This is a genomic window from Nocardioides sp., assembly GCF_044226765.1.
In the GTDB taxonomy this organism is placed as follows: Bacteria; Actinomycetota; Actinomycetes; order Propionibacteriales; family Nocardioidaceae; genus Nocardioides.
In genome coordinates this window covers 126,461-150,642 of sequence record NZ_JBGAGJ010000004.1, presented here as the reverse complement: position 1 = coordinate 150,642, position 24,182 = coordinate 126,461, and the positions used below count along the sequence as shown (strand labels likewise).

23 protein-coding genes are annotated in these 24,182 nt (G+C 73.5%); 10 read left to right on the top strand and 13 right to left on the bottom strand.

From position 1 onward, the window contains the following. The first annotated feature begins 96 nt into the window (after positions 1 to 96). On the top strand, positions 97 to 2,547 hold the full coding sequence (locus ACILRH_RS10755; protein WP_395693139.1) for a TIM-barrel domain-containing protein: 2,451 nt from the start codon (positions 97 to 99) through the stop codon (positions 2,545 to 2,547). A gap of 25 nt (positions 2,548 to 2,572) precedes the next feature. On the opposite strand, the gene ACILRH_RS10750 is transcribed toward ACILRH_RS10755, so the two are convergent. Beyond that, positions 2,573 to 3,877 (bottom strand): wax ester/triacylglycerol synthase family O-acyltransferase, encoded by a 1,305-nt coding sequence (locus ACILRH_RS10750; RefSeq protein WP_395693137.1) that lies wholly within the window; start codon positions 3,875 to 3,877, stop codon positions 2,573 to 2,575. A gap of 121 nt (positions 3,878 to 3,998) precedes the next feature. On the opposite strand from ACILRH_RS10750, the gene ACILRH_RS10745 reads away from it, so the two are divergent. Next, positions 3,999 to 5,318, top strand: coding sequence for a wax ester/triacylglycerol synthase family O-acyltransferase (locus ACILRH_RS10745; protein ID WP_395693135.1), 1,320 nt, complete (start codon positions 3,999 to 4,001; stop codon positions 5,316 to 5,318). A 72-nt stretch (positions 5,319 to 5,390) separates the two neighbouring features. After that, positions 5,391 to 6,086 (top strand): acyltransferase, encoded by a 696-nt coding sequence (locus tag ACILRH_RS10740; RefSeq protein ID WP_395693133.1) that lies wholly within the window; start codon positions 5,391 to 5,393, stop codon positions 6,084 to 6,086. A gap of 4 nt (positions 6,087 to 6,090) precedes the next feature. Here the strand turns inward: ACILRH_RS10740 and ACILRH_RS10735 are convergent, their stop codons facing one another. The 3 genes from ACILRH_RS10735 to ACILRH_RS10725 are packed head-to-tail and all read right to left on the bottom strand — an operon-like array spanning position 6,091 to position 8,224. Continuing rightward, a complete protein-coding gene (locus ACILRH_RS10735) occupies positions 6,091 to 6,774 on the bottom strand; it encodes a ZIP family metal transporter (RefSeq protein WP_395693132.1) in 684 nt (227 codons plus the stop codon). After that, the gene (locus tag ACILRH_RS10730) at positions 6,771 to 7,718 is read right to left on the bottom strand and encodes a phosphodiesterase (RefSeq protein WP_395693130.1); all 948 of its coding nucleotides are present in this window, start codon (positions 7,716 to 7,718) and stop codon (positions 6,771 to 6,773) included. Before ACILRH_RS10730 ends, ACILRH_RS10735 begins: the two co-directional genes overlap by 4 nt. Positions 7,719 to 7,738: 20 nt before the next feature. Further along, the gene (locus ACILRH_RS10725; protein WP_395693128.1) at positions 7,739 to 8,224 is read right to left on the bottom strand and encodes a MarR family winged helix-turn-helix transcriptional regulator; all 486 of its coding nucleotides are present in this window, start codon (positions 8,222 to 8,224) and stop codon (positions 7,739 to 7,741) included. A gap of 40 nt (positions 8,225 to 8,264) precedes the next feature. Between ACILRH_RS10725 and ACILRH_RS10720 the strand changes: the two genes are divergently transcribed. Beyond that, positions 8,265 to 9,959 (top strand): chloride channel protein, encoded by a 1,695-nt coding sequence (locus ACILRH_RS10720; RefSeq protein ID WP_395693126.1) that lies wholly within the window; start codon positions 8,265 to 8,267, stop codon positions 9,957 to 9,959. Here the strand turns inward: ACILRH_RS10720 and ACILRH_RS10715 are convergent. Then, the gene (locus ACILRH_RS10715; protein WP_395693125.1) at positions 9,943 to 10,413 is read right to left on the bottom strand and encodes a nitroreductase family deazaflavin-dependent oxidoreductase; all 471 of its coding nucleotides are present in this window, start codon (positions 10,411 to 10,413) and stop codon (positions 9,943 to 9,945) included. The genes ACILRH_RS10720 and ACILRH_RS10715 overlap by 17 nt on opposite strands. Positions 10,414 to 10,568: 155 nt before the next feature. Here ACILRH_RS10715 and ACILRH_RS10710 point away from each other — a divergent pair, with 155 nt between their 5' ends. After that, on the top strand, positions 10,569 to 10,964 hold the full coding sequence (locus tag ACILRH_RS10710; protein WP_395693123.1) for a PGPGW domain-containing protein: 396 nt from the start codon (positions 10,569 to 10,571) through the stop codon (positions 10,962 to 10,964). 22 nt (positions 10,965 to 10,986) lie between these two features. Here ACILRH_RS10710 and fahA read toward each other — a convergent pair whose 3' ends face one another. Together fahA and ACILRH_RS10700 are read right to left on the bottom strand one after the other, a co-directional pair. After that, complete coding sequence (gene fahA, locus ACILRH_RS10705; RefSeq protein WP_395693122.1) at positions 10,987 to 12,186, bottom strand: fumarylacetoacetase; 1,200 nt, start codon at positions 12,184 to 12,186, stop codon at positions 10,987 to 10,989. Next, complete coding sequence (locus ACILRH_RS10700) at positions 12,183 to 13,046, bottom strand: hypothetical protein (RefSeq protein ID WP_395693120.1); 864 nt, start codon at positions 13,044 to 13,046, stop codon at positions 12,183 to 12,185. The genes fahA and ACILRH_RS10700 overlap by 4 nt, the downstream gene beginning before the upstream one ends. A 64-nt stretch (positions 13,047 to 13,110) precedes the next feature. On the opposite strand from ACILRH_RS10700, the gene ACILRH_RS10695 reads away from it, so the two are divergent. Next, positions 13,111 to 14,292, top strand: coding sequence for a homogentisate 1,2-dioxygenase (locus ACILRH_RS10695; protein ID WP_395693118.1), 1,182 nt, complete (start codon positions 13,111 to 13,113; stop codon positions 14,290 to 14,292). 17 nt (positions 14,293 to 14,309) lie between these two features. Then, the gene (locus ACILRH_RS10690; RefSeq protein ID WP_395693116.1) at positions 14,310 to 14,606 is read left to right on the top strand and encodes a DUF1905 domain-containing protein; all 297 of its coding nucleotides are present in this window, start codon (positions 14,310 to 14,312) and stop codon (positions 14,604 to 14,606) included. Between the two features lie 4 nt (positions 14,607 to 14,610). On the opposite strand, the gene ACILRH_RS10685 is transcribed toward ACILRH_RS10690, so the two are convergent. Further along, positions 14,611 to 15,501 (bottom strand): hypothetical protein, encoded by an 891-nt coding sequence (locus tag ACILRH_RS10685; protein ID WP_395693114.1) that lies wholly within the window; start codon positions 15,499 to 15,501, stop codon positions 14,611 to 14,613. Positions 15,502 to 15,646: 145 nt separating this feature from the next. Here ACILRH_RS10685 and ACILRH_RS10680 point away from each other — a divergent pair, with 145 nt between their 5' ends. Both ACILRH_RS10680 and ACILRH_RS10675 read left to right on the top strand, forming a co-directional pair. Further along, positions 15,647 to 16,618, top strand: coding sequence for a pirin family protein (locus ACILRH_RS10680; RefSeq protein ID WP_395693112.1), 972 nt, complete (start codon positions 15,647 to 15,649; stop codon positions 16,616 to 16,618). A 33-nt stretch (positions 16,619 to 16,651) separates the two neighbouring features. Continuing rightward, positions 16,652 to 17,224, top strand: a complete 573-nt coding sequence (locus ACILRH_RS10675) for a DNA-3-methyladenine glycosylase I (protein WP_395693110.1) — start codon at positions 16,652 to 16,654, stop codon at positions 17,222 to 17,224. Here the strand turns inward: ACILRH_RS10675 and ACILRH_RS10670 are convergent. From ACILRH_RS10670 to zwf, 4 genes are read right to left on the bottom strand one after another with little or no spacing between them, the layout of a single operon-like run. Then, the gene (locus ACILRH_RS10670; RefSeq protein WP_395693108.1) at positions 17,208 to 18,038 is read right to left on the bottom strand and encodes an alpha/beta fold hydrolase; all 831 of its coding nucleotides are present in this window, start codon (positions 18,036 to 18,038) and stop codon (positions 17,208 to 17,210) included. The genes ACILRH_RS10675 and ACILRH_RS10670 overlap by 17 nt on opposite strands. 4 nt (positions 18,039 to 18,042) lie before the next feature. Then, positions 18,043 to 18,669, bottom strand: coding sequence for a bifunctional 4-hydroxy-2-oxoglutarate aldolase/2-dehydro-3-deoxy-phosphogluconate aldolase (gene eda / locus ACILRH_RS10665; RefSeq protein WP_395693106.1), 627 nt, complete (start codon positions 18,667 to 18,669; stop codon positions 18,043 to 18,045). Next, a complete protein-coding gene (gene edd, locus ACILRH_RS10660) occupies positions 18,653 to 20,548 on the bottom strand; it encodes a phosphogluconate dehydratase (protein WP_395693104.1) in 1,896 nt (631 codons plus the stop codon). The genes eda and edd overlap by 17 nt, the downstream gene beginning before the upstream one ends. Continuing rightward, complete coding sequence (gene zwf / locus ACILRH_RS10655) at positions 20,545 to 22,068, bottom strand: glucose-6-phosphate dehydrogenase (RefSeq protein ID WP_395693103.1); 1,524 nt, start codon at positions 22,066 to 22,068, stop codon at positions 20,545 to 20,547. Before zwf ends, edd begins: the two co-directional genes overlap by 4 nt. An 89-nt stretch (positions 22,069 to 22,157) precedes the next feature. Between zwf and ACILRH_RS10650 the strand changes: the two genes are divergently transcribed. Further along, the gene (locus ACILRH_RS10650; RefSeq protein WP_395693101.1) at positions 22,158 to 23,381 is read left to right on the top strand and encodes an ROK family protein; all 1,224 of its coding nucleotides are present in this window, start codon (positions 22,158 to 22,160) and stop codon (positions 23,379 to 23,381) included. 167 nt (positions 23,382 to 23,548) lie between these two features. On the opposite strand, the gene ACILRH_RS10645 is transcribed toward ACILRH_RS10650, so the two are convergent. Continuing rightward, complete coding sequence (locus tag ACILRH_RS10645) at positions 23,549 to 24,082, bottom strand: LURP-one-related/scramblase family protein (RefSeq protein ID WP_395693099.1); 534 nt, start codon at positions 24,080 to 24,082, stop codon at positions 23,549 to 23,551. Positions 24,083 to 24,182 lie beyond the last annotated feature (100 nt).

The window sequence follows — 24,182 nt, the reverse complement described above, 5'->3', positions numbered from 1 at the left end:
CCGGACTCACCCGTGGCGGGTGAATGGGGTCCGAACCGGTCACGACCGGTCGGGAAACCGGTACGGCGGGCGGCGTCGCGTGCCAGCATGCGCGCCATGCGCCGCCTGATCGTGCCCGCCACCGGTCTCGCCCTGGTCGGGGCCGCCCTCGCCTCCGTCCCCGGCTCCTCCGTGGCCGCTCCCCAGCAGGTCCCGGCAGGCCGGCAGCCAGCCACTGCTCGGCACGACCTCGCCCCGAGCGGCCTGCGCGCCGAGGTGACCGCACCGGTCGGCGGGGACTGGTCGGTGCGGTTCGTCCGGGGTGACCGCACGGTCGTCGCCACCGTCGCGCGGGATGCGGTGGCGGTGCGGACCGCGGACGGGCGCGTGCCGGCCGACCACGTCGTGTCCGTCGACGGTGACACCATCGAGCTCGGCACCGCCGACCCCGGCCTGTCGGTCACCGCGGTGGTCGAGCCCACCGACGGGGCGTACGCCGTCCGGCTGACCGGTCACGGTGAGGGGATCGAGGCGGTGTCGCTGGACCTGCGGGCGCCCCGCGGCGAGCGGTACCTCGGCCTCGGCGAGCGCTCCGACCGCCTCGACCACCGGGGGCGCTCGGTGCTGAACCGGGTCATGGACGGCCCCTACCGCAAGAACCAGTCGGCGGCGCTGGTCCACCTCGTGCCGCCGCCCGGCCTCGGCGGTCGGGCCGACTCGACGTACTTCCCGGTGCCGTGGATCCTCTCGACCGGCGGCTACGGCGTGCTGGTCGACGACGACGAGGACAGCACCTTCGAGCTGGCCACCGCGGCGCACCCGCAGGTGAACCGGCTCTCGGTCGAGGCCGACCACCTCGACCTGCGGGTCTTCGGCGGACCGACGCCTGCCCAGGTGCTCTCCCGGATGTCGACCGCGGTGGGCCGTCAGCCGGCCCCGACGACGCCGGCGCTCTACGGGGTGTGGTTCCAGCCGCCGGACGACTCGGTCACCGACGTGACCGGCCAGCGGCACCGGGGCGTCCCCCTGTCGGTCGCCCAGACCTACACGCACTACCTCCCCTGCGGCTCGCAGGACACCGAGCGCGAGCGGGCACAGACGTCGGCGCTGCACGCGCTGGGCGTCTCGGTCACCACCTACTTCAACCCGATGGTCTGCACGAAGTACCAGCCGGCGTACGGCGAGGGTCTCGAGGCCGGGGCGTACACCCGCAACCTCGACGACTCGGCCCTGGTCTACCCCTACTGGACCGCCACCCACTTCGAGGTGTCGCAGATCGACTTCTCCGGCGAGGCCGGGGTGGACTTCTTCCACGGCCTGCTCGGGGAGGCCGTCGACGACGGCTACGACGGCTGGATGGAGGACTTCGGCGAGTACACGCCGCGCGACGTCGTGAGCGACGACGGGACGCCGGGGCCGGCGATGCACAACCGGTACGTCGAGCAGTACCACGCGGCCGCCCGGTCCTTCGAGGAGACCGCGCCGCGTCCGCTGCTGCGCTTCAACCGCTCCGGCTGGACCGACGCGATCAAGGAGTCGTCGATCGTCTGGGGTGGCGACCCGACCCGCACCTGGGGGTTCGACGGGCTGTCGTCCTCGGTGCGCCAGGGCCTGTCGATGGGGCTGTCCGGGGTGTCCGTCTGGGGCCCGGACATCGGCGGGTTCTTCTCGCTGCCCGGCGACGGCGAGCCGACCTCGGAGTTGCTGAACCGCTGGATCGAGTACGGCGCGTTCACCGGCGTCATGCGCACCGAGGCCGACGGCATCCACCCGTTCACCGACATCCCGCAGGTGACCGACGCGGACGTCGCGCCGACGTGGAAGCGGTACGCGCGGCTGCGCACGATGCTCTACCCCTACGTCGCGGGCAGCCAGGACGCGTACCAGGCCGACGGGATGCCGCTGATGCGGCACCTGGCGCTGGTCGCCCCGCACGACCCGCAGGCGGTGCGGACCGACAGCGAATACCTGTTCGGCTCCGACCTGCTGGTGGCCCCGGTCGTCAGGCCCGGCCAGGTCGCCCGGAAGGTCTACCTGCCCGCCGGCGACTGGATCGAGCTCGCCCGCGCCTGGACGGTGACCGGTGACGGGAGGATCACGCTCCACCGCGCGGAGGTGCTGCCGGGCCGGCGTACCGTCACCGCCGCGGCGCCGCTGTCGACGATCCCGCTGTTCCTGCGGGCCGGAGCGGTCCTGCCGCTGCTGCCGCGGTCGGTGGACACGCTCAGCGACTACGGCGACGAGGTCGTGCACGTCGGGGACCGCGAGGGCCAGCGGGGCCTCGTCGCGGCGCCGGCGCCCGGGGTGCACCAGGGGACGCTCGGCACCGGCGAGTCCCTGACGTCGCAGGTGACGTCGCGCGCGTGGACCGTGTCGCTGGACGCCGTGCAGGCCCGCCGGTACGCCGTGCAGGCGACCCTCGCGGGACTCCCGGAGTCCTGGGCGCCGTGCGCCGTCGAGGCGGACGGGCACCGGACGGACTTCCGCTACGACCGGGCCCGCCGGGTGCTGAGGTTCACGGCCGACGTGGGGGCCCAGGGCGCGGTCCGCGTGCTCGCCTGCCGGTAGCCGCGACCGTCGACCCGGCCGGGGATCAGCCGTCCACCGGGACGGCGTCGAGCAGCGCCTGCCAGCTCGCGCCCACGGCGTCGGCCAGCACCTCGACGTCGGGAGAGCTCCCGGCGTCCGCCGTGATCCCGAAGGTGAGGGTGTCGACGTAGCTGAGCACCGCGAAGCCGAGCTGCACCCGCTCGGCGATCGGGACGACGGGCAGCAGCTGGCGCACCGGGCGGCCCAGGCACGTCAGCGGCGCACGCGGGCCCGGCACGTTCGTCGTCACCGTCGAGACCTGCTGCTGGGGGAACCGGAAGATCGCGTGCAGGCCCCAGTGGACCACCGGGAACGGCAGCAGCCCGGCGAGCTGCTGCATGGCCACCCCGGCCTCGGGCTCGTGGGCGGCGCGCAGCGCGGCGACGCGCTCGTGCACGGCCCGGACCCGGTCGACGGGGTCGGCCACCTCGACCGGGAGCACCGACAGCATCAGCGTGACCTGGTTGTCCGGCGACCCCGACGTCCCGGGTGTCCGGGAGGAGACCGGCAGCAGCGATCGCAGCGCGTGCGGGTCGGGCTGCCGGCCGCGCGCCAGGAGCAGCTCGCGCAGGCCACCGGCGACGGCGGCCAGCACGAGGTCGTTCAGGCTGACGCCGAGGTGGTGCCGGAGCGCGGCCGTCGACGGGATGTCGACCTCGACCCACGCGTATCGGCGCTCGCCGTCCAGCGGGCCGAGCAGGCCGGCGTCCGCCGTGGGCCACATCGCGGCACCGAGGGCGATCGCGCCGCGGGCCGCGGAGACCGCCGTGTGGATCAGCCCGTGCCGGGCGACGCCCGGGGCCGCCCGGGGGGCCGGCGGCGGTGGCTCGTCGCGCGCGCCGTCGGAGTCAAAGACGACGTGGTAGAGACCGGTGCCGGAGATGCCGTCGGCGAGCGCGTGGTGGACCCGCATGACCAGGCCCCACCGGTCCTCGGGGAGGCCGTGGCACACGGTCACGTCCCACAGCGGCCGGGAGCGGTCCATCCGCTGGGAGAGGAGACCGGCGGTCACGGCGGCGACCTCGGCGCGACCGCCCGGCGCGGGCACGGCGAGCTCGGTCACGTGCTCGGTGAGGTCGACCTCGGCGACGTCGACCCAGGCCGGTGCCTGCAGGCCCAGGCGGCTCGACTCGATCCGCTGGGTGTAGCGGGGCACGGACGGCAGCCGCTCGGCCACGAGCGCCCGCACCTCGTCCAGGGGCGGGGCCGGACCGTCGATCACGGCCATCGAGCCGATGACCAGGCACGCGGCGGGATCGACGTCCTCGGCGGCGAGGAACGCGTAGGACAGCGGGGTCAGGCGGTCCATGGGGGTCACCTCCGGCTGTCAGTCTCGCGTCCTGGTGCGGTCCGGTCCGGAGGCGCACGACCCCTGCCTGCATGACTTCCGACCCTGGGTGGACCGGTCGGTCCCGGAGCACCGTGAGGGCATGCCCGGCATCAGGCGTGCCGTACGCCCCGTCGACGACGTATGGCTCGAGATGGACCAGCCCGACAACCTGATGGTCGTCGAGGGGCTGATGGTCGTGGACGGCGAGCTCGACCGCGAGACGTACGTCCAGCTGCTCGAGGAGCGGGTCGCCGAGCGATTCCCCCGCTTCAAGCAGCGCGCCACCTGGTCGTGGTTCCCGTGGCCGTCGCGGTGGTGGCAGGAGGACCCGGACTTCGACATCGAGCGGCACGTCGTGGAGGCGACCCTGCCCGAGCCGGGCGACGACGCCGCGCTGCAGGACCACGTGTCGGGGTTCATGTCCCGTGCGCTCGACCAGCAGCACCCGCTGTGGGAGGCGCACCTCATCCACGGCTACCGGGGCGGCACGGCGGTCTACACCCGCCTGCACCACGCCCTCGCCGACGGCACCGCGCTGTTCCGCGTGATCATGTCGCTGGCCGACGAGGACCTCGGGACCTCCGTCGACGAGCCCGGGGCGGGTGGCGGCGGGTGGTCCTTCCCGCTGCTGCGCTCGGCAGCGGCCACCGTGAAGGGGCTCCCGGGCGTCGGCCGGCTGGTCGCCGCACCGGCCGTGGCCGAGCACCTGGTGCTGGCCAGGCGACCGGACTCGCCGCTCGCGGTGGCGCCGCACCACGACAAGCACGCCGTCTGGGCGCCGGGGATCGACGTCGACGCCCTGCGTCCGCTGCGCCGGGCGACCGGCGCCACCGTCACCGACGTCGTCATGTCGGCCCTGGCCGGCGCGCTGCGCTGGTGGCTGGCCCTCCACGGCGTCGACGACCCCGCCGACGTCCCCACGATGGTGCCGGTCGACGTGCGCGGGTCGCAGGCGTTGCGAGCCGACGACCTCGGCAACTCCTTCGCGCTGGTCCTGCTGGACCTGCCGACCTCGGTCGAGAGCCCGTTGGGTCGCCTGGTCGAGACCGCGACCCGGATGCGGGCGATCAAGGAGTCCCCGGAGGCGTGGGTGTCCTACTCGATGCTGCAGGGCATGGGCTTCCTGCACCCGCGGGTGCGCGTCCTCGCCACCGACTTCTTCGCCCGCAAGGCGACGGGGGTGACGACCAGCGTGCGCGGTCCCGACGAGCCGCTGCACCTCGCCGGGCTGCCGATCACCCGGCTGTGGGGCTGGGCGCCGATGTCGGCCGACCAGAGCTTCTCCACCTCGATCATCGGGTACGGCGGCCAGGTGCACGTCGGCTTCAAGGTCGACGCGGTCGCGGTGCCGGACCCCGAGGTGCTGGTGCAGGGCATCACCGACGAGATCGCCGAGCTCACCGCGCTCGCGCCGGCCTGACGCCCAGCAGCCGCAGGGACCCGCGCGGGATACGCCGGACGCCCGGGCCGGCGGCCCGCTACGCTCCCGGCCGTGGGGCTCACGCGACCGGTCAACGCCGCGGTGCTGGCCGGCTGGCGGTGGCTGGACCGGGTCGGCAAGATCGTGCCGGGCACCCGGGCGGCCGACGGGTTCGGCAGCTTCGGGGCGGACTCGTGCATCGGCTTCCCCGCCGTCACCTTGATGGGGACCCGCTCGATCCACCTGGGCTCCGGCGTGCTCGTCGGCCGGCACGCGACGCTCGCCGTCGGCTACGGACCCGACGACCCGAACCTCCCCGAGCGCGGTCTGGTCGTCGGGGACCGCTGCGTGCTCGGCGGACGGATCACGATCGTGGCGCACTCCTCGATCGAGATCGGCGACGACGTCTGGTTCGGCCAGGACGTCTTCGTCTCCGACTCCGGCCACGGCTACCAGAACCCGCACGTCCCGATCGGCGACCAGTTCGGGGCCCACCAGCCGGTGCGGATCGGGTCCGGCTCGTGGCTCGGGCACGGCGCGATCGTGCTGCCGGGGTCCGACATCGGCCGCAACGTCGTGGTGGCCGCCGGTGCCGTGGTGCGCGGGTCGGTGCCCGACCACACCGTCGTCGGCGGTGCGCCGGCCCGGGTGATCCGCCGCTACGAGCCCGGGGTCGGCTGGATCGGCACGGGTGGCGACGTCCGGCCGGTCGTCGTCGCCACCTTGGAGGAGATCCTCGCGGAGATGGTCGGCGAGGACAGCGCCTGACGGCCTACTGCAGCGCCGAGAGGACGCCGGCGACGAGGAACCCGAGCACCGTCAGCAGACCGGCGACCCGTCCGGCGCGCTCGTAGGACTCCGGCACCATCGAGTCGGCCAGCATCGTGAGCACGGCGCCGCCGGCGAAGGCGCTGGCGATCTCGCCGGCCCGCGCCACCTGGTCGGCGACCAGGTAGCCGCCGAGCGAGACGAACCCGCACACCACGGCGAGCGTCGACCACATCAGCGTGACGCGCCGCTCGGAGAAGCCGGCCTCGCGCAGGTCGGTGGTGCCGGCCAGGCCCTCGGGGACGTTGGAGAGCAGGACGGCGGCGAAGAAGGCGACGCTGACCGACCCGCCCAGGGCCAGCCCGAGGCCGAGGATGAACGACTCGGGGATCCCGTCCAGCAGCGCGCCGAGGAAGAGCGCGGCCCCTGAGCTGCCGCCGCGGTCCACGAGTCGCGCGCCGGCGTAGTAGACGAGGGCGCCGACCAGGAACGCCGCGCCGACCTCCCAGCCGAGCTGCAGGTTCTCCTCGGGGATCAGCTCGTAGCCGACCGCGCTGATCAGCGTGCCGGCACCGAAGGCCATCATCAGCCCGACGGTCCGCGTCGAGCGGCCCAACGGTCGCGCGAGCAGCTGGCCGACCAGGAGCGACCCCGCGGCGACCAGTCCCCACAGGAGTGCCTGGCTCATACGGTCCCCGGTACCTCCATCTCACCGGTGTACACGGGCGAGTCCTTGCGCGACAGGAGCTCGCGCCGCTCGTCCGGCGTCAGCGCCTCGACCTGGGCGCGCACGTCGGACGGGAAGCCGCTCACCTCGGGCGCCTCGGCGACCGGCACGACGGTGTGCACGATGCGGTCGTCGTACACGTGGACCATCGTGAACGCCTGGTGCCCGTCGACCCCGGAGACGAACCGCTCCAGCGGCGCCGGGTCGGAGGTGTAGCAGGTCGCCGACGCGACGGAGACGGGGATGCCCGCGAAGGTGGAGTAGGTCGAGTAGTGGAAGTGGCCACCGAGGATGCAGCGGACGTCGGTGCCGGTCAGCACCTCGGCGAGCCGGTGCTGGTCGTAGAGCTCGATGACGTCGGCGGCCCGCATCATCGGGATCGGGATCGGCGGGTGGTGCAGGGCCAGGAGGGTGCCGTGGGGCGCCGGGGTGCCGAGCACGTCGCCGAGCCAGGCGAGCTGGGCGTCGGTGATCTCGCCGTGGTGGTAGCCCGGCACGCTGGTGTCCAGCGACACGACCCGCAGCCCCGCCACGTCGTGGACGCGGTCCTGGCACGCGTCCGCTCCGTCATCGGCCAGGGGCTCGCCGAAGAGGCCCTCGGAGTACGCCGCGCGCTCGTCGTGGTTGCCCATCACCCAGACGACCTGGGCGCCGATCGCCGCGGCCGCCGGCTCGACGATCTCGCGGAGCCGCGCGTACGCCGCCGGCTCGGCCTTGTCGGCGAGGTCGCCGGTGAAGAGCAGGACCTGCGGCAGCGGGTCGAGCCGGGTCAGCCGGGCGAGGGCGAGCTCGAGGCCGGCCTCGGTGTCGATGACGCCGTACTGGCGGGCGCCGCCGGCGAGCAGGTGCGGGTCGCTGAGGTGGGCGACGACATGTCCGGGGTCGGGGTACTGGCCGAGCTGCACCCGCTCAGGCTAGCGACGACTCACTCACCGACGAGGGACCAACCCCAGAGCGTCCCCGCGACCGGCTCCGGCTCGCCGGCTGCCGCAGCGAAGTCGCGCAGCGCCTCGACGACGGCGGCACGCCGCTGCGGAGCGAGGCGGCGCACGATCGTCTGCAGCTCGCGGCGCCGTCGATCGGTCACCCGGTCGACGACCAGACGGCCGGCGTCGCTCAGGGAGACCAGGAGCTCGCGCCGGCTCCGGGGGTTCGGTCGCCGCTCCACGAGGCCGGCGTGCTCGAGCCGGTCGATCATCCGCAGCGCGGTCGACGCGTTGACCCCGAGGTGGGCGGCCACCGCGCCCTGCTTGACCGGGCCGTGCGCCGCGAGGACGACGAGGGTGCGGAACTGGGTGACCGTCACGTCGCTCTCGACCTCGGCGAGGGAGCGGGCGGCCACGCCCACCAGCACGCGCGAGGCGGTCAGGAGCGAGGTGACCACCTCCTCGGAGGTCGCTTTGGCTTGCATGAGACAACTTTTGCATACTGCACGAATGAGGATGCCGCGTATGACCCGTGACTCGGAGATGGGACTGCTCGTCCTCGCGCTCGCCGTCGGCGCTGGCGCGGGCCTGGGTGCCGTGGCCTTCCGGTGGCTGGTCGTCTCCTTCACCCGGGTCTTCTCGGGCCACGAGGACTATGCGGACGCCGGGCGCGCCGCGCACCCGTGGTTCCCGGGCTTGGGCATGTGGTTCGTGTTGCTGGCGCCGGTGGTCGCCGGGCTCGTCTACGGGCCGCTGGTGCACGCCTTCGCTCGGGAGGCGCGTGGCCACGGGGTGCCCGAGGTGATGGATGCGGTGGCCCGCCGTGGTGGCCGGATCCGACCGCAGGTCGCCGTCGTCAAGGCGCTCGCCTCGGCGCTGTGCATCGGCGGCGGCGGCTCGGTCGGTCGCGAAGGGCCCATCGTGCAGATCGGTTCCGCCCTCGGCTCGTCGATCGGTCGCGTGGTGCGAGCGGAGGAGGACCGGACCAGGATCCTGGTGGCGTGCGGCGCCGCTGGTGGCATCGCGGCCACGTTCAACGCCCCGCTGGCCGGGGTGTTCTTCGCGATGGAGCTGATCCTCGCCGACTTCGCAGCCCGGAGCTTCGGGATGGTCGTCCTCTCGTCGGTGACCGCCAGCGTCATCGGCCGCGCGGCGCTCGGGGACGAGCCGTTCCTGCGACTCCCGGCGTTCACCGTCACCCATCCGGCGGAGTACCTGCTGTTCGCGCTGCTCGGCCTCCTCGCCGGTCTGGTCGGGGTGACCTTCACCCGCTTCCTCTACCTGGTCGAGGACGGCTGCGACCGGGCGTGGCGCGGACCGGAGTGGCTGCGGCCGGCTGTCGGAGGACTCCTGCTCGGGGCGGTCCTCCTGGTGCTGCCGCAGATGTACGGCGTGGGGTACCCCGTGCTCGGCAACGGGGTGGCCGGCGCCTACACGGTGGGGTTCTTGATCGTCCTGCTCCTGGGCAAGATGGTCGCCACGAGCCTGACGATCGGCATCGGCGGCTCGGGGGGTGTGTTCGCTCCGAGCCTGTTTATCGGCGCGATGCTCGGTGCGGCCTACGGGCAGACCGCGGGGGCCCTCCTGCCGGGGGTGGTCGGCGCGGTCGGCGCCTACGGCCTGATCGGGATGGGTGCCGTCTTCGCCGGCGCCGCCCGGGCGCCGATCACCGCGGTCGTCATCATGTTCGAGCTCACCGGGGAGTACACCATCATCCTCCCGTTGATGGCCGCGATCGTGCTGGCGACCGGTGTCAGCCACCTGATCTCGCAGGACTCGGTCTACACCCTCAAGCTGCGTCGTCGCGGGGTGGACCTGGGCGGTCATCCGAACGCGCGGCGGCTGGCGGCGGTCACGGTCGCCGACGCCATGACGCCCGCACGTCGGCGGGTGCGCGCGGGTGATCCACTCGTCGACGTGCTGCCGGACCTGGCCGTGTTCGAGCGGCTGGCGGTGGTCGACGAGCAGAACCGCTACCTCGGCGTGGGGACCGCCCGGGCGGTCACCGAGGCACTCGCCGACCGCAACCACGACACGATCCTCGTCCGCGACCTCGTCGAGCGCGTGCCGCCCGTCGGCGCGACCCAGAGCATCGCCGAGGCGCTGGACGTCCTCGACCGTACCGAGGCCTCCGAGGTGCCCGCGCTCGACGTCGACGGCCGGGTGGTCGGGTGGCTCACCCACCGGCAGGTCGTCGGCAGGCTCAGGCTGGTCGCGTGAGTCGGAAGACGGGGATCAGTCGGTCGGTGCGCTCCTCGTACTTCGCGAAGTTCGGCCAGGTCCGCAGCATCACCTGCCACTTCTGCGCGCGTTCCTCGTCCGGCAGCTCGCGCGCGGTGACCGGCACCTGCTCGCGCCGCCAGGTGATCGTCGCCTCTCCGGCCGCCCGCAGGTTGTGCACCCACACCGGCATGTCGGGTCCGCCGAAGTAGGAGCCGGCGATCAGCCACCCGTCGCCGTCCGGCACGCACAGCAGCGGCGTCGACCGCGGGAGGCCGCTCCTGCGGCCCACGACCGTGAGGGTCAGGTTGGGCAGGCCGGCGAGGTCCAGCACGCTCACCCGGCCGCCGGTCACCCGTTGCAGCCGGCGGTCGGTCCACACGATCTGCGGCAGCAGCCTCGGCATCCACGAGATGGCCCCGATCCGGATCGCGAGCGGTGTCAGCAGGCCCATGCGCACAGTCTCCTCGGCTTCCTCGGTCTCCACGCCCAGATGAACGACGTGATGCGCCGACGGGTACGGGCCGCGTGCCTGCTGCCGCGGGCTGCGGGTCGGCCCGCGACCGGCCTGCTCAGAAACCTCTCAGCCCGCCTCGGGAGGATGGCCTCATGACCCAGCTGTCCCCGCGCTCCCAGGCCCTGCTCGACCGCATCGACGCCTGGGCCGAGCGGAGCCGGGTGCGGGCGGTGGCCGTCAAGGTCGGCGTGACGATCGGCGGGCCGCTGGTGATCCTGGCCGGCGTCGCGATGCTGGTGCTGCCGGGCCCGGGTCTGGTGGTCATCGCGCTGGGGATGGCGCTGATGGCGCTGGAGTACGACTGGGCGCGTTCGCTGCTGGCGCTGCTCGGCCGTGGCGTCCACTGGGTGCGCATGACGACGCTCCCGAAGGACGGCTCGGCGGGCCGCAAGCTGCTCGGGGTGGGCGGTGCCGCGGCGTTCGTCGTCGTCACGACCCTCATCACCGGTGCGGTGACGACCTTCGTGGGCGCGCAGACGCTGCTCTGAGCCTGCTTCGACGGGCCGGGCGTCAGCGGGCGGGTCGGACCACGCCCGTGACGTCGCCGAGGGCGATCCGGCCGCCCGAGGTCCCGGGCGCGGTGTAGCGGAGCACGACCTCGTCGCCGTCGGCGAGGAACGCCGACTCCTCACCCCACCCGATCTCGAGCAGCGACCCGCGCTGGTCGGGCTCCGGGCCGCTGATGGTGCCCGAGCCGTAGAGGTCGCCGGTGCGCAGCGACGCGCCGTTGACCGTCAGGTGCGCGAGCATCTGGGCGGGCGACCAGTACATGGTGCGGTATGGCGGGCGGCTGACGACGTCGCCGTTGACGACGACCTCGACCGCGATGTCGAGGCCCTGCACGGCGCCGGGCCCGAGGTAGGGCAGCGGCTCGGGGTCCTGGCCGGGGAGGTCGGTCCACGCCGCGTCGAGGGCCGCGAGCGGGGTCACCCAGTGCGAGACCGAGGTCGCGAACGACTTGCCGAGGAACGGCCCGAGCGGCACGTACTCCCACGCCTGGATGTCGCGCGCGGACCAGTCGTTGAGGCCGACCACGCCGAATACGTGGTCGGCGAACGCGTCGTGCGGCACCCGGGTCCCGAGCTCGGAGCCGACCCCGACGACGAAGCCCAGCTCGGCCTCGATGTCGAGCCGGGTCGAGGGGCCGTACGTCGGCGGTGCGGTGGTCGAGCCTGTCGAGACTCCTCGGCGCTGTCCGCTGGGTCGCACGACCGGTGTGCCGGAGGCGACCACGGTGCCGGACCGGCCGTGGTAGCCGACCGGGAGGTGCCGCCAGCTCGGCAGCAGCGGCTCGGCGTCGGGTCGGAAGATGCGGCCGACGTTCGAGGCATGGTGCTCGGAGGCGTAGAAGTCGACGTAGTCGGCGACCTCGACCGGCAGGTGCAAGGTGACGTCGGCCAGTGGCACCAGGTGCGGCTCCACGAGGTCGCGCTCGGGCTCCTCGGTGAGCAGGCCGGTGACCCAGGTCCGCACCGACGACCACACGGCCGGGCCCTCGGCCATCAGCGCGTTGAGCGAGCGCTCCTCGAAGACGTGGTGCACGTCGAGCATCTCGGCCGCGGCGACCGGGGCCAGGTCGAGGACCTGGTCACCGATGCGCACCCCGACCCGCGGGTCCTCGCCGGGGAGCGAGAAGACGCCGTACGGCAGGTTGTCGACGTCGAAGGGCGAGCCCGTGGCTCCGGGGACCCACGTCGGAGCGGTCGTCATCGTGCCTCCAGCAGTCCGAGGGCGAGCAGGTCGTCGAGGGGCTCGCTGACCGAGCAGGACCCGAAGGAGGTGAACCAGCGTCGCGCGCGGGCCAGGTCGGCGCCGCCGGCCGCGTCCGCCAGCGTGGGGCCGTCACGCTCCTCGAGCACCGCCACCACCTCGTCCGGCCCGGCGCCGTCGAAGGCCCGGCGGGTGGCGACCAGCAGGTTGAGGAAGCCGTGGTGCTCGAAGCCGTCGGTGCCGGTGTGGCGCACCGCCCGGTGCAGCCCGGCCGTGCACTTGAACGGCGTCTCGCGGTCCAGGGCCGCGTCGATCCAGGCCGCCACCGTGGGCGCCGGCGGGAACGCGCCGGCCTCCAGGCCGCCGGTGCGCAGCTTGAGGCGGAGCTCGGCGGCCGCGACGACGTCGGCGGCCGCCAGCCAGCTCGCGGAGACCGGCACCGCGGGGAGCTCGACGAAGACAGGCACGTGGTCGTCGAGCTGCCCGTCGGCCCGGGCCGCGTCGACGGCGGCCACGACCCGGCGGGCGTTGCCGGCCGGGTCGTCGAGGTCGCGCAGGGCCACCTCGATCCCCTCGATCGCGACGTGCAGCTTGCGCCCGAGGGACGCGAGCCCGGCGATGTTGCCCGCGCCACCGGTGACGACGACCGAGAGCGCGAGCGGGGTCCCGCGCAGGAGCGGCACGTCGGTGTCGCGGACCACGAACGTCCCGACCAGGTCGGCGTACGGGGCGTGACGACGCTCGGCGTGCGCGCTCGACGCCTCGTGCAGCGGCGCGTCGCCGGGCGGGAAGATCGCGGCGTCGTCGACCAGGCCTCGCCAGGCGTCGGGGACCGAGGACGGGTCGGGCAGCGTTGACACCTCGCCTACTCTAGACGTGCGCCAGATAGCGGACGACGGCGTTCGATAGTCGAACGGAGTGACGATGGCCCACTACCGACGGATCGGTGCGGTCCCCCCGAAGCGGCACACCCAGCACCGGGACCCCGAGGGCAACCTCTACCGCGAGGAGCTGATGGGGGAGGAGGGCTTCTCCTCGGACTCCTCGCTGCTCTACCACCGGGGCGTGCCGTCGGCGATCGTCGCCAGCGAGGTCTGGGACCTGCCGGACCAGAGCCGCACCCCCAACCACCCGCTGAAGCCCCGGCACCTGCGGCTGCACGACCTCGCGACCGGCCCCGACGCGGTCACCGACCGGCGCCTGGTGCTCGGCAACAACGACGTCCGGCTGGCGTACGTCGTCACCGGCACCGACCCCTCGCCGCTCTACCGCAACGCCATCGGCGACGAGTGCGTCTACGTCGAGGCCGGCTCAGGACGGGTGGAGACGGTGTTCGGCTCGCTCGACTACCGCGCCGGCGACTACGTGGTGGTCCCGCGCGCGACGACGCACCGCTGGGTGCCGGCCGAGCCGAGCCGGCTCTACCCGATCGAGGCCAACAGCCATGTCGCTCCACCGAAGCGGTACCTCTCGCGCTACGGCCAGCTGCTCGAGCACGCGCCGTACTGCGAGCGCGACCTGCACGGCCCGGCCGAGGTGCTGCTCGCCGACGCCGGCGACCAGCAGGGCGAGGTGGAGGTGCTGGTCAAGCACCGCACCAGCGCCGGGATCGTCGGCAGCCGGATGGTCTACGCCACCCACCCCTTCGACGTGGTCGGCTGGGACGGCTGCCTCTACCCCTACACGTTCAACGTCGACGACTACATGCCGATCACGGGCAAGATCCACCAGCCGCCGCCGGTGCACCAGGTCTTCGAGGGTCACAACTTCGTGGTCTGCAACTTCCTGCCCCGCAAGGTCGACTACCACCCGCTGGCGATCCCGGTGCCGTACTACCACTCGAACGTCGACAGCGACGAGGTGATGTTCTACGTCGGCGGCGACTACGAGGCGCGGAAGGGATCCGGGATCGGGCTCGGGTCGGTCTCGCTGCACCCCGGCGGCTACGCCCACGGCCCGCAGCCGTCGGCCATCGAGGCGTCGCTGGGTGCCGAGTCCTTCGACGAGACCGCGGTCATGGTCGACACCTTCGCCCCGCTCGACCTCGGCGAGGGCGGCCTCGCGGTCGAGGACCCGGCGTACGCCTGGACGTGGGCGCGGGACTGACCTGCCAGGATGCCCGCATGTCCTGGTCGTGCACGTTCGACGCCGAGCTGTGGGAGTGGGACGCCGCGCCCGAGGGCTCGTCGTGGGTGTTCGTCACGGTGCCGCCCGAGGAGACCGAGGAGATCAGGTTGCGGTCGGGGCCACCCACCGGGTTCGGCTCGGTGCGGGTCGAGGCGACCATCGGCGCCACGACCTGGCGCACGTCGGTCTTCCCGGACCGGCGCGGCTACGCGCTGCCGCTGAAGAAGGCCGTGCGCCGCGCCGAGTCCCTCGAGGTCGGGGACCCGGCGCGGGTCACGGTCGAGCTGCTCTGACCGGTCAGGCGGCGACCGGCTGGTTGCTCAGCTTCTTGTAGGTGTAGGCGGTGCCGATGATGACCAGCGGCACCGTGACGACCAGGCCCACGATGCACGCGATCGCACCCGCGGCGGCCACCAGGCCCCCCACGATGTACCAGAGGATCGTGTTGCCGAGGTTGTTCTTGATGAACTCGAAGCTGGCCTTGATGGCGTCCACCGGCGCCAGCTTCTGGTCCAGCACGAAGAACAGCGTGTACGACGTCACGAACGCGACCACGATGCCGGGCAGGTAGCACAGCATGTAGCCGATGCCGGTGGCGATGCCGACCAGCAGGCTGGCCACGACGACCGCGCCGAGCTGGTCGGTCTTGAAGAACTCCGACATCTGGAAGGGGCGACCCTCGGTGATGCCGAGCGCGCCGCGGATGATGCCCGCGGCGACGATCTGGCCGACGACGAAGAGGAAGCCGTAGGCGACGCCGCTGACGATCATCCGCCAGAAGAAGCTGGAGCCGTTGTCGCACTCCAGCGACCCGGTGGAGTTGTTGAAGTCGCACGAGGCGCCCGACGTCATGAGCGCGATGAACCCGAACGCGAGCGCCGACGCGGCGGCGTAGACGAGCACGAGCACGAGCACGGCCAGCAGGATCTGCCCGGCGTTCGCGGTGAACTTGTTCCAGCCGTAGCTGAGCGCCTCACCGAGGCTCCACTGGGTGCCGGGAGTCGGCGGGGGCGGTGGGTAGCCACCCGCGCCGCCGGGCGGCGCCGGCGGGGGCGGCGGCGCCTCACCGCCGCCGTACCCGCCCTCGGTCGGGGCCGCGGGCTGGCCGTACGACGGGGGCGGAGGTGGGGGCGGTGGCGGGGTGCCGCCGGCCGTGGGCTCTTCGGGAGGTGGCTCGTTCGTGGACATCGCTGCTCCTGTTCGTCCCTGGGAAGGCGTTCGCAACCTAGCGGAATCGCCGCCTCGGGGGCAGGGCCCAACGGGGCTATTGAGCCGGGCACCTCGGCGATCGGCTCCCGGGCGCTCCGAGCGGGTCTCGGGGACAATGTCCTTCGTGAGCAACCTCGAGGAGCGCCCGGACGAGCTGAGGGCCGCCGCAGCGGTGGCTGCGTCGGTCGAGATCATGACCCCCCGCGAGGTGCCGCTGGGCGGGCCGCGGGCGATGCGGGTGCGCCGTACCCTCCCGCAACGGCAGCGATCGCTGATCGGTGCCTGGTGCTTCGTCGACCACTACGGACCGGACGACGTCGCCGAGACCGGCGGGATGGTCGTGCCGCCGCACCCACACACCGGCCTGCAGACGGTGAGCTGGCTCTTCACCGGTGAGGTCGAGCACCGCGACAGCGCCGGCCACCACGCGATGGTGCGGCCCGGGGAGGTCAACCTGATGACGGCCGGCCGCGGGATCAGCCACTCGGAGGTGTCGACCGCGGCGACCACCACGCTGCACGGTGCCCAGCTCTGGGTCGCGCTGCCGGACGTGGCCCGGCAGACCGACCCGGGCTTCGCCCACCACGCGCCGTCGCCGGTGGCAGGGGCGGGCTTCGAGGCTCGGGTCTTCCTCGGGTCGCTCCTCGGCGACACCTCGCCGGTCGAGACGTTCACGCCCCTGCTGGGGGCCGAGCTCCTGCTCGCGCCCGGCACCTCCCTCGACCTCGACGTCGACGGCGGGTTCGAGCACGGGGTCCTCGTCGACGCCGGGATGCTCACGGTCGACGGCACCGAGGCGAAGCCTGGTGACCTCGCGTACGTCCCGCCGGGGCGTACGAAGCTGCCGCTGGTCGCCCACGACGAGCCGGTCCGGCTGCTCCTGCTCGGCGGTCCGCCGTTCGGTGAGGCCATCGTCATGTGGTGGAACATCGTCGCCCGCACCCACGAGGAGGTCGTCGAGTGGCGGGCCCGGTGGCAGGAGCAGGTCACCGACGAGGGCCTGCTCGACGGGTGGTTCGGCGTACCGGTCGGCGACGAGCGGCCCCCGATCCCGCCGCCGCCGCTGCCGAACGCGCGGCTGCGCTCGCGCACCTGAGCCGCTGTCGGCGGGTCGCGGCAGGATGACCGCATGGGACCGGTGACCGGCGAGGACGGAGTCGCCCGCTGCCCGTGGGCGGGCGGCCCCGGGACGATGCGCGACTACCACGACACCGAGTGGGGCGAGCGGGTGCACGGCGAGCCGGCGTACCTCGAGCGGCTGACTCTCGAGGCGTTCCAGTCCGGGCTCTCGTGGTCGACGATCCTCGCCAAGCGCCCGGCGTTCCGCGAGGTGTTCCACGGGTTCGACGCCGACGCGGTCGCCGCGTTCGGTCCCGACGACGTCGAGCGGCTGATGCAGGAGCCCCGGATCGTGCGCAACCGGCTCAAGATCGAGGCTGCGGTCACCAACGCCCGCGCCACGGTGGCCCTGCGCGACGCCGAGGGCCTGGAGGCCTTCGTGCTGTCGTTCGCCCCCGACGACCCGCCGGCCTGGGCGGACACGGCCGAGATGGCGACCACCTCGCCGGAGTCGGCCGCGCTCAGCAAGGGGCTGAAGAAGCGCGGGTTCGCCTTCGTCGGCCCGACCACGATGTTCGCGCTGATGGAGGCGATCGGCGTCTTCGACCCGCACCTGGTGGGGTGCTTCAGGCGGGGCCGGTGAACCCGAGCACCGCCTCGGCGACGGCGGCCGGCTGCTCGAGCTGGAGGAAGTGCCCGGCGCCGGGGACCACCGTGGCGCCCGCGAGGCGCGCGAGGCCGGGCTCCAGGCAGCGGTCGTCGCCACCGTGCAGCACCAGCAGCGGCCGCACCGGGTCGGCGAGGGCCGGCCTGACACCGGCGCCGAGCAGCGCGCGGTAGTAGGAGACGACCGCCTTCGCGTGCGCTCGGTCGGGCACCGAGGAGCGCAGGTGGGCGATGTCCTCGCTGGCGTCGTACGCCGGCGACCACGACCGCCACAGCCGCTCGGAGAGCCACCCGAAGTGCCGCTCGGCCAACCCGGGCACCTGGTTGTAGGCGATGTACCAGGAGTGCAGCGGCTGCCGCAGCAGCCCCGGGTCCCAACCCCGCATCGCGGTCAGCGGCGGCACCGCCAGCGAGACGTGTCGGGCGAACGGGGACGCCGGGTCGGCGGCGACGGCGTTGGTCGTGATCGCGCCCCAGTCGTGGCCGAGCAGGACCGCGCGCGCGTCACCCCCGAGCACCCGGTGCAGCGCCACCGCGTCGCCCGCCAGCGCCCGGACGGAGTAGTCACCGTCGGCCGGGATGCCCGACGGGGCGTAGCCGCGTAGGTACGGCGCCGAGACCCGCCAGCCCGCCTCGCCGAGCAGCGGGGCGACGCGGCGCCAGGTCAGCGCGGTGTCCGGGAACCCGTGCAGGGCCAGCAGCATCGGGCCGTCGGGCGGGCCCCACTCGAGCACGCGGACGGTGTGGCTCGGCAGGCGAACGTCGTGCTGGCGGTCCGGGGAGGTGGCCACGCGCTCAGCGAAGCAGAGCGGCGGCCTCCGCGGCGAGGGTCGCGATCCGGTCCCAGTCCCCGGACGCGACCGCGTCGGCGGGGGTCAGCCACGAGCCGCCGACGCAACCGACGTTGGGCAGGGCGAGGTACGCCGGCGCGGTGGCCGCCGTGACGCCCCCGGTCGGGCAGAACCGGGCCTGCGGCACGGGGCCCGCGACCGACCTCAGGAACGCGGTGCCGCCGGAGGCCTCGGCCGGGAAGAGCTTGAGGTCGGTGCAGCCGGCCTCGAGCGCGGCCAGCACCTCGGACACCGTCGCCACGCCGGGCAGGAACGGCAGGCCGGTGTCCTGCATGGCGTGCAGCAACGCCCCGGTCGTGCCGGGGGAGACGAGGAACCGGGCGCCGGCGTCCGCGGCGAGCTTGGCGTGACCCGGCCGGGTGACCGTGCCGGCGCCGACCAGGATCTCCGGCACCTCCTCGGAGACCGCGCGGATCGCGTCCAGCGCGGCCGGCGTCCGCAGCGTGAGCTCGATCGCGGGCAGGCCGCCGGCGACGAGGGCGCGGGCGATGCCGACCCCCTCCTCGGGCGTGCGGGCGACCACGACCGGCAGCACCGGCACGACGCCGAGCAGGTCAGGCGGGCTGGACAAGGGGCACCTCCTGGGCGGGCGGGCTCGCCAGGGCGGGGAAGACGCTCGCGCCGGTCTCGGCCGAGCCGACGGTGGCGCGGAACGCGGCGAACAGCTCGCGTCCGGTGCCGGTCCACTCGCTGCCCTGCGGCGCCCGGCCGGTCATCGGCCTGCGGACCAGCTCGTCGTGGTCGACGTGGAGGTCCAGGCGGCCGGCGTCAGCGTCGACGGTGACCAGGTCACCGTCCTGCACGCGGGCGAGCGGGCCGCCGAGCGCCGCCTCCGGGGTCACGTGGATGGCGGCCGGCACCTTGCCCGACGCGCCGGACATCCGGCCGTCGGTGACGATCGCGACCCGCTGGCCGCGGTCCTGCAGGACGCCCAGCGCCGGGGTGAGCTTGTGCAGCTCCGGCATCCCGTTGGCGGCGGGGCCCTGGTAGCGGACCACCGCGACGAAGTCGCGGCCGTCGAGAGCGCCGGACCCGAACGCCTCGAGCAGCTCGTGCTGGTCGTCGAAGACGATCGCGGGTGCGGTCACCGACCGGTGCTCGGGCTTGACGGCCGAGGTCTTGAGGACCGAGCGGCCCAGCGGGCCGCGCAGGACGCGCACCCCGCCGTCGGCCTGGAACGGGTCGGACGCCGGACGCAGCACCCTGCGGTCCAGCGACGACTTCGGGCCCTCCTCCCACGTCAGGTCGCCGGTCGCGGAGTCGCCTCGCAGCACCGGCTCGCGCGTGTAGTGCGACAGTCCGCGGCCGGCGACCGTGCGCACGTCCTCGTGCAGGAGCCCCGCGTCGAGGAGCGTGTGCACCAGGAACGCGATCCCGCCGGCGGCGTGGAAGTGGTTCACGTCCGCCTCGCCGTTGGGGTAGATCCGGCACAGCAGCGGCACGACCTCCGACAGCTCGGCGAGGTCGTCCCACGTCAGCGTGATGCCCGCCGCGCGGGCGATCGCGACCAGGTGGATGGTGTGGTTGGTCGAGCCGCCGCTGGCCAGCAGGGCCACGCAGGCGTTGACGACCGCCTTCTCGTCGACGACCTCCGCGATCGGCGTGGACTCCATCGTCGACCCGTGGCCGCCCTGCCGGGTGATCTCGGTCGCCCGGCGCGCAGCTGCTGCCGTGAGCGCGTCGCGCAGCGGCGTACCCGGATTGACGAAGGACGACCCGGGCAGGTGCAGGCCCAGCACCTCCATCAGCAGCTGGTTGGAGTTCGCGGTGCCGTAGAAGGTGCAGGTGCCCGCGGAGTGGTACGACGCCGCCTCGGCCTCCAGCAGCTCCTCCCGGCCGACCTTGCCCTCGGCGTGCAGCTGGCGCACGCGCGCCTTCTCGCTGTTGGGCAGGCCCGAGGCCATCGGTCCGGCGGGCACGAAGACCGTCGGCAGGTGCCCGAAGGACAGGGCGCCGATCAGCAGGCCGGGCACGATCTTGTCGCAGACGCCGAGCATCAGGGCGCCGTCGAACATGTCGTGGGAGAGCGCGATCGCCGTCGACATCGCGATCACGTCACGGCTGTAGAGGGACAGCTGCATCCCGTCGCGGCCCTGCGTGATGCCGTCGCACATGGCCGGGACCCCGCCGGCGACCTGGGCGATCCCGCCGGCGCGCACGACCGCCTTCTTCAGCGTCTCCGGGTAGTCCCGGTAGGGCTGGTGGGCCGAGAGCATGTCGTTGTAGGACGTGACGATCGCCAGGTTCGGCTTGGTGCGTCCGCGCAGCGCCCGCTTGCCATCGCCGTCCGAGGCGGCGAACCCGTGCGCCAGGTTGGCGCAGGCGAGCCGTCCGCGGGCGGGGCCGGCGTCCGCCGCCGCGCGCACGCGGTCGAGGTAGGCGGTGCGGCCCTCGGCGCTGCGGGCGACGATCCGGGAGGTCACCGCGGCGACCGTGGGGTGGAGGCTCATTCGTCCGGCTCCTGCCAGGATCGGCCGTCACGCTCCAGCAGGATCGTGGCGGCGGTGGGTCCGTCGGTGCCGGCGGCGTAGCGCCGGGGTCGGTCGGGCGAGGCGGCCCAGCGCCGCAGGATCGGCTCGGCCCAGGTCCAGGCCGCCTCGACCTCGTCGCGCCGCATGAACAGCGTCGCGTTGCCCTTGATCACGTCCATCAGCAGCCGCTCGTAGGCGTCGGGCAGCCGCTGCTCGAACGCGGTCGCGTAGCTGAGGTCCAGCGACACCGGGCGCAGCCGGATGCCGCCGGGGCCGGGCTCCTTGGCGGTCAGGTGCAGGCGCATGCCCTCGTCGGGCTGCACCTGGATGTGCAGGCGGTTGGCCGTCGTCGGGCCCTCGGCGTGCGGGAACATCGGGTGCGGCGGCGCCTTGAAGACCACGACGATCTCCGAGGCCCGCCGGTCCATCCGCTTGCCCGTGCGCAGGTAGAACGGGACGCCGGCCCAGCGCCAGTTCTGGACCTCGGTCTTGAGCGCGACGAACGTCTCCGTCGTCGACGCGGTGCCGGGACCGCCCGAGCGGCCCAGGTCGTCGGCGTACGACGGCACCGGTGCGCCGTCGACCAGCCCGGCGCCGTACCGCCCCCGGACGGTGTCGCGGTCGACGTCCTCGGGTGTCATCGGCTTGAGGGCCTGGAGCACCTTGAGCTTCTCGTCGCGCACGGTCTCGCGGCCGACGTACGTCGGCGGCTCCATCGCGACCAGGCACAGCAGCTGCAGCAGGTGGTTCTGCACCATGTCGCGCAGCGCCCCCGCCTGGTCGTAGTACTCGCCGCGCCCGCCGACCCCGACGGTCTCCGCGACGGTGATCTGCACGTGGTCGACCCACTGGGAGTTCCACAGCGGCTCGAGGAAGGTGTTCGCGAAGCGGGTGACCAGCAGGTTCTGGACGCTCTCCTTGCCCAGGTAGTGGTCGATCCGGAAGATCTGGGACTCGTCGAAGACCCGGCCGACCGACGCGTTGACCTCCTGCGCGGACGCCAGGTCGTGGCCGATCGGCTTCTCCAGGACGACGCGGGCGCGCTCGTCGACCACGCCGATCTCGTCCAGGCGCCGGCACAGCGCTCCGAACAGCCGGGGGGCGACCGCGAGGTAGAAGACCCGCACCGCCTCCGCCGCGTCCGGGCGGTCCTTGAGCAGCGCGTGGAAGCGGTCCCAGTCCTCCGGGTCCTCCGCGTCGAGCATCAGGTGGCGCAGCCGACCGAGGAACCGCTCGACCGCCCCGTCGTAGAGGTCGGCCGGGTCCAGGTGGTCGGCCAGCGCCGCGCGCACCTCACGCCGCCAGCCCTCGTCGTCCAGCTCGGAGCGGGAGACCCCGAGGATGCGGTAGTCGTCGGGCAGCTGGCCCTCGAGGTCGCGGTGGTAGAGCGCGGGCAGCAGCTTGCGCAGCGCGAGGTCGCCGGTGCCGCCGAAGACGACGAAGTCGCACCTGGCGGGCAGCGCCGACGGCGTCACGTCAGGAGCGGAGGTGTGGTCCATGCCGACCACGGTAAGAAGGACTTAGGGACGACGCAAGCCCTACTTAGGCATTTCACAGATCAAAGTGACGGGCGGTTATGCTCCCGGGCATGACGCAGGTGGTCGAGCCCCGCGAGTCCGCGGTCCCGGCGACGGCGGGGGAGCTGCTGGAGCTGGTGCGCACCGGGCAGGCGGCGACCCGCTCGCAGCTGCGGATGCTCACCGGGCTGTCCCGCACCGCCGTCACCGCGCGGGTCAGCTCGCTGACCGCGGCGGGTCTTCTGCTCATCGGCGAGGAGCTGGCCTCGACCGGGGGCCGGCCGCCCGGTGCCCTGGTGTTCAACAAGGACGCCGGTGTGGTGCTCGCCGTCGCCGTCGGACGCTCCCGCAGCCAGCTCGCGGTCCTCGACCTCGACGGGCAGGAGCTCGCCGCCGACTCCCGCGACCACGAGGTCGGCACCGGTCCCGACGTCCTCCTGCCCGCCGTGGCGCGGCGCCTGGTGACCCTGCTCGACCAAGCCCTGCCGGTGCCGTCGGAGAGGGAGGGCCGTCCGGTGCTCGGCATCGGGCTCAGCCTGCCCGGGACGCTCGACCCCGAGCGGGGGCTCAGCATCGGCTCCCCGGTGATGTCCGGGTGGGACGGCGTCGAGCTGGCGCCGTACTTCACCGAGGTCGCCGACGCCTCGCTGTTCGTCGCGAACGACGCCGACGTCCTCGCGCGGTCCGAGCTGCTCGGCGGGGCCGGTGCCGCGCTGGACGACGTCCTGGTCGTCAAGGCGTCCACGGGCCTGGGGCTCGGGATCGTGGCCGGCGGGCGGGTGCTCAGCGGCCACCTCGGCGCGGCCGGCGAGATCGGGCACACCATCGTCGACGCGGCCGGCGACCTGCCCTGCCGGTGCGGTGCGACCGGCTGCCTGGAGACGATCGCCGGTGGCTGGGCCCTGGTCGGGCGGATGAACGCCGAGGCCGAGCCCGCCGGACAGCCGGTCGGGCACGTGCGCGACCTGGTGGCGCTGGCGCTGCAGGGTGACTCGGTCGCCCGGGGCCTGCTGCGCGACAGCGGGCGCGAGCTCGGCGAGGTGCTCGCCGTCGCCATCAACCTGCTCAACCCGGCCGCCGTGGTGATCGGTGGCGACATGGCGGCGGCGTTCGACTTCTACCTCGCCGGGGTGCGCGAGAGCGTCTACCGCAGGGCAGCCCCCCTGGCGACGCGGGACCTGCAGTTCCTGCCCGCGACCCACGGCGACCGCGCGGGCGTCGTCGGCTGCGGCGCGCTCGCGCTCGACCACGTGCTGGCTCCCGCCGCCGTCGACGCGCGGCTGCTCGCCGGCTGACCGGGCGGCCGTCTCGTCCGACCGCCCGCGGGGCCGGTCAGGGAGTTCATGACGTTGTCAGGCGTTGCAACCCCTGACAACGTCAGGCAACCCCTGACAACCCCGGATGAATCCCCGGCTGACCGGGGATTCATCCACCCCCCCAGCGCCGACCCCGCACGGCTGGCTCAGACGTCGCGCGACATCTGGTCGACGACGACGGTGATGGCGAGCGGGAGGACCGGGTCCTGCCCGTCGGCGACCTCGACGCCGTACGTGTCGGCGACGCGGAACCAGCGCTTGGAGACCTCGGCGACCTTGCTGCCGCCGCGCTCCATCTCGTACTCGTGGTCGACGACGTTGCCGTGCACCTCGATCTCGCCGCCGCCGGCGAGCTCGACCTTGAAGCGCTCCCGCAGCGGCGTGATCATCGCCTTCTTCACGGTCGCGACGGTGTGGCCGTTCGCGTCCTCGATCTCCATCGTGTCGCGGACCCGCAGCTTGCGCTCCTGGATCTTGTAGAGCTCGCGCCCCGACGGGTCCTCGATGATCAGCGTGTCCCGGACCCGCAGCGCCTTGCCGTTGACCTTGAGCACCCGTTGACCACCGTTGTCCTCGATCCAGTAGTCGTCACCGATCGCGAAGAGCTTCTCCCGCATCCGGTACGTCGTCACCCCGCGCCGTGCGTCGCGGCGCTCCTCCCGCCTGTCCCTCAGTCCCATGGCCCGATCCTGGGACCGTCGGGCTCCAACCGGATCACCCGCTCCGGGGGAGTGCTGGACCACCTCTGTGGACCGGGGGCGTCGGTCGGGTGAGACCGTG